The following is a 4,158-nucleotide window of genomic DNA, read 5'->3' as shown; positions in this document are numbered from 1 at the left end:
CGCCGTCCGGCGCTCGCCGCCGGTGCGGCCGCCGCGGCGGTGGTCCTGGGGGCCGGGGTCGTCGGGTTCCTGGGCTCGACCGGGGCCGGGGCGCTCGAGGGCGGAGGGTTCGGGCCGGTCGCCGCGCACGGGCACGCCGCCGATGGGACCGGCTCCGAGCCCTCCGACGCCGATGGGACCGGATCCGAGCCCTCCGACGGCCTGAGCGTGACGAGCCTGACCACCGCGCCGGACGCGCCGGGTGCACCCGGCGCGACCGTCGAGGTCGAGCTGGCCGCGCAGCGGCAGTCGATCGACCTGCCGTCGGGCAGGTCGATCGCGGCGTGGACGTTCGGCGAGCTCGCCGGTCCCGCTCTCGACGTGCGGGTCGGCGATACCCTCGCAGTCCGCGTCACAGACCTCGATGTCGCCGCGGGCGTGACGGTCCACTGGCACGGGTATCCGGTGGCGAACGCGTTCGACGGGGTCGCCGGGGTGACGCAGGATGCCGTGCTCCCCGGCGAGGAGTTGCGGGCCGGCATCCCGATGACTCGGCCCGGCACCTACTGGTACCACACCCATCAGCGCGGCTCGCAGGGCGTGGTGCGCGGGCTGTACGGCACGCTGGTGGTCCACCCGGCATCCGGTCCCACCGAGGACGTCGACCTGGTGCTTCCGGTGCACACGTTCTCCGGCGCGGTGGTGCTCGGCACGAGCGACGTGCTCGAGACGCGCACCGTCGCGCCGGGGCAGTCCGTCCGGCTGCGGCTGATCAACACCGACCAGGCGCCGCAGACCTTCGCGGTGCAGGGGACGCCGTTCCGGGTCGCGGCACTCGACGGGACCGACGTGACCACCGGCATCCTTCAGGATCGTGCGCTCGTCGTCCCTGCCGGCGGACGGATCGACGTCGTGTTCGGGATGCCGGACGAACCCGTCCGCGTCGGAGTGGCGAGCGATCGCGGGGGCGGCCTCGCCCTCGTGCCGAGCGCCGGGAGCGCCGTGCCGACGCTCACGATCCCGGAGACCGCGTTCGATCCGGTCACCGACCTCGTCGCAGCGCCCGCCGGTTCGGACTCGCCGCACGCCGATGCCGACGCGGCGATCGAGGCGGACCTCGCGGGCGCGGGCTTCGACGTGGAGCGGACGCTGCTGCTCGACCGGCTGCCGAGACTCGTCCAGGGCGCGCCGAACTATGCCTACACCGTCGACGGACGCGTGTATCCGTTCATCGAGCCCACCGTGGTGTCGGAGGGCGACGTCGTGCGGCTGAGGTTCGTGAACCGAGGATTCGAGACCCATCCGATGCACCCGCACGGGCACGCGGTGCGGGTGCTGGCGGTCGACGGCCGCGTCCCGGCCGCGCCGCTGTGGCTCGACACGTTCGACGTGGGACCCGGCGAGGTGTGGGAGGTCGCGCTGGATGCCGATAACCCCGGCATCTGGATGGATCACTGCCACAACCTCGAGCACGCCGCCCTCGGTATGGTGACCCACCTCGCCTACCGCGGCGTCACGACGCCGTTCGAGCACGGCGGGCCGGCCGGCAACGCGCCGGAGTGAGCGGAGACGAGATGGCCGAGCAGGTGCGGATCTGGGCCGGGGTCACCGGCTTCCTGTCGGCGGCGTCGCTGCTGGCGCTGGTGCTGTTCTTCGCGCTGGCGCGGCCGTGGGGCGACGTGCAGGCCGGGTGGTTCTGGCTGGGGCCGACCAACGACTGGCTCTCGGTGCTGGGCGCGGTGCCGTGGATCGTCGCGACGATCCTCCTCGCGCGCCACGCCCGGCTGGGCGGGGCCTGGTGGGTGCTGACCGGCGCCGTCGTGGCCGGGATCGCGGCGATGGCGATCGTGACGCTCGTGATGCTGGCGGGGCGGACCACGCTGGAGGTGCAGACGATCACCGCGCTTCCCGCGGTGCTCCTCGCCTTCGTCTGGACCGCGATCGCCACGTCGGCGGCGGTGCGGCAGGGCGCGCTGCCGGGGTGGGTGGCCGGGCTCGCCGTCGCGCTCGTGGTCGCGCTGGTGGTCGGGGCGCTCCTGATCGGGGTCGCCTTCCTGGTCCCGGAGGGGCCGAGCCGGGTCGTGCTGTGGGTCGTCGGCGGCGTCCCGGGCGGACTGGCGTGGCTGGGATATCCGGCGGCGTGGCTGTGCATCGCCGCGAGAGTGAGTTGAGGAGGCATCCATGGCAACCGACCTCGCCGCGGCCGACGGCATCCGTCGACGCTGTGGTGTCCGGTGGTTCTGGGTCACCGTGGACGGCGCCGCGGGGACGGTGGTGCGGGGCTGAGGCCGGGGGATCAGCGAGGGATGGCGGGGAGCAGATCGGTCGCGGCGAAGTCGTCGCCGACGAAGAGCAGGCGCTCGCCGGTGCTGACCGACAGCGCGTAGGCGAAGCAGTCGCCGACGTTCAGCCGCGCCGCGTGGCCCGACCCGCGCCCGTATCGGCGGTACGCCTCACGCGCGATGCGCACCTGCGCGAGAGTCACCGGCTCGATGGCGATCTGCGCGGTCTCGATCAGCTCGTCGAAGTCGCGCTGCGTGCGGACCGACCTGTTGTCCACGACGACGGCTGCTTCGAGCCAGTTCGCCGCCGACATCCGGCATTCGTTGTCGATGAGGAGCTCGGCGCAGGTCTGCCCCTCGTCTTCGCCCTGGAGCACGGCCAGCACGGCGGAACTGTCCACGATCATCGGGGGAGGCCCGTCGCCGCGTCGTAGAGATCATCCACGGAAGCGATCCCGCCGGGCGGCACGACCTCCTCCTGGCGATACCGCTCGCCGATCGCGAGAAGGCGCTCGATGCGCGCCGCACGTGCGGAGGCGTCGGGATCGGCCCCGCGCTGAGCCAGCAGCAGGCGCAGCCCCTCTTCGATGGCGCTGGTCTGGGACTTCCCGGTGACGCGCGCCGCCTCTCTGGCGAGCTCGTGCACGCGCTCGTTCTTGATGTTGAGGCTCATGTGAGCATACACATCAAGGTGTATCATAGTGCCATGGCCCGGACGAACGTGGACATCGATGAGCGACTGATCGCCGAGGTGATGGGTCGGTATCGTCTCGAGTCCAAGCGCAGTGCGGTGGACTTCGCACTGCGGAGCCTGATCGCGCAGCCGATGACACGAAGCGAGATACTCGCCATGCGTGGCAGTGGCATCGAGTTCGACAACGATGAGGTCGAAGGCGAGTGGATGTCGGCGTGATCGTCGACACATCGGTGTGGATCGAGTTCCTGCGCCCTGGGTCGTCCGTTGCCGGCGATCGGCTGGCGCAGATGATCGAGCGCGGCGACCGGATCGTGATCCCCGAGACGGTCCTCCTCGAACTGCTCAGTGGGCCCACGGACGAGTTGGTCGCCGCGCGGAGGCGGCGGATGCTGGAATCCTTCGAGATCGCGCCGGCCGAGCCGCTGGCCGACACGCTGCGGTCCGCGGCGTTGCAGCGCGAGTGCCGCCGCGCAGGCGAGACCGTGCGGAGCCTCGGCGACTGTCTCATCGCGGCGGCCGCGCTGCGCCTCGCGCTTCCGATCGTGCACCGCGACCGCGACTTCGAGGTGCTGCGCGCGTACTGCGGCGTGCAGACCGTCTCGCTGCTCTGAACTCCCCAGCGAGCTGGGAAGGTGATCGACGCTCCTGATCGCCGCGGACTGCCGAGGGGATGCCCAAGAAGTGAGCAGCCATGACCGAGTCATCGCCTGCGCGACCGGCATCAGGTCGATGATCAGCTTGGTCCCGAGACATGGAACGTCCCAACCCCAAGAGAGTCCAGCCGGCCACGCTGCACGGCTTCGATGTCGGCGACGTCACGGTAGCCGACATGAGCGGCCAGAGGAGCGATCTAGGTCATAGGTCTCAATGTCGGAGGCCTGTGGGAGACTCTTGGTATGGGACTCCTCGAAGATATCAGCGACGCGGTAGCGCGGCTGGGTGTGTTCGCGGAACTGAATGTGGATGCCGCGGAGCTGCCCGCGTCTGCGGTGCGGCTCAGCGACGCCTCAGTGCGTGACGCCCTCGGGATGGTCGCGGGGGTAGAGAAGCAGGTCGCGATGCTGCGGACCGTGCTGGTCGGGGTCGCCGCTGCCCGGTCCGGGAGGGACCGGGGACACGGCGGGCTCGTCCAGGGCACGGGGCATCGCAACGCGGTGGAGTTCGTGCGGGACGTGACCGGGGTGTCGAAGGGTGAAGCGA

At 71.3% G+C, this 4,158-nt stretch carries 7 protein-coding genes; 5 read left to right on the top strand and 2 right to left on the bottom strand.

The annotated features are described in order from the left end of the window. Together QM641_RS12695 and QM641_RS12690 are read left to right on the top strand one after the other, a co-directional pair. Nucleotides 1–1,542: multicopper oxidase family protein (locus QM641_RS12695; RefSeq protein ID WP_415117045.1), on the top strand; the 1,542-nt coding region annotated here is incomplete at its 5' end. Next, nucleotides 1,539–2,150: a hypothetical protein gene (locus QM641_RS12690; protein WP_415117043.1), complete on the top strand. Its 612-nt coding sequence runs from the start codon at nt 1,539–1,541 to the stop codon at nt 2,148–2,150. The genes QM641_RS12695 and QM641_RS12690, both read left to right, overlap by 4 nt. 125 nt (nt 2,151–2,275) lie before the next feature. Here the strand turns inward: QM641_RS12690 and QM641_RS12685 are convergent, their stop codons facing one another. Then, complete coding sequence (locus tag QM641_RS12685) at nt 2,276–2,668, bottom strand: type II toxin-antitoxin system VapC family toxin (RefSeq protein WP_415117041.1); 393 nt, start codon at nt 2,666–2,668, stop codon at nt 2,276–2,278. Further along, nucleotides 2,665–2,934 (bottom strand): type II toxin-antitoxin system VapB family antitoxin, encoded by a 270-nt coding sequence (locus QM641_RS12680; RefSeq protein WP_415117039.1) that lies wholly within the window; start codon nt 2,932–2,934, stop codon nt 2,665–2,667. The genes QM641_RS12685 and QM641_RS12680 overlap by 4 nt, the downstream gene beginning before the upstream one ends. Before the next feature lie 33 nt (nt 2,935–2,967). Between QM641_RS12680 and QM641_RS12675 the strand changes: the two genes are divergently transcribed. From QM641_RS12675 to QM641_RS12665, 3 genes are all read left to right on the top strand, one after another. Beyond that, nucleotides 2,968–3,174 (top strand): type II toxin-antitoxin system VapB family antitoxin, encoded by a 207-nt coding sequence (locus QM641_RS12675; protein WP_415117037.1) that lies wholly within the window; start codon nt 2,968–2,970, stop codon nt 3,172–3,174. Further along, nucleotides 3,171–3,569 carry a PIN domain-containing protein gene (locus tag QM641_RS12670; RefSeq protein ID WP_415117035.1) on the top strand — a complete coding sequence of 133 codons (399 nt, stop codon included), beginning with the start codon at nt 3,171–3,173 and terminating at the stop codon, nt 3,567–3,569. The genes QM641_RS12675 and QM641_RS12670 overlap by 4 nt, the downstream gene beginning before the upstream one ends. Nucleotides 3,570–3,854: 285 nt before the next feature. Then, nucleotides 3,855–4,158, top strand: a 304-nt coding sequence (locus QM641_RS12665) for a hypothetical protein (protein WP_415117033.1), incomplete at its 3' end; no start/stop codon positions are given.

This window comes from Microbacterium sp., from assembly GCF_047605725.1.
Taxonomy (GTDB): Bacteria; Actinomycetota; Actinomycetes; order Actinomycetales; family Microbacteriaceae; genus Microbacterium.
The sequence above is the reverse complement of the archived record's forward strand: the minus strand, read 5'-3'. Positions and strand labels throughout refer to the sequence as shown.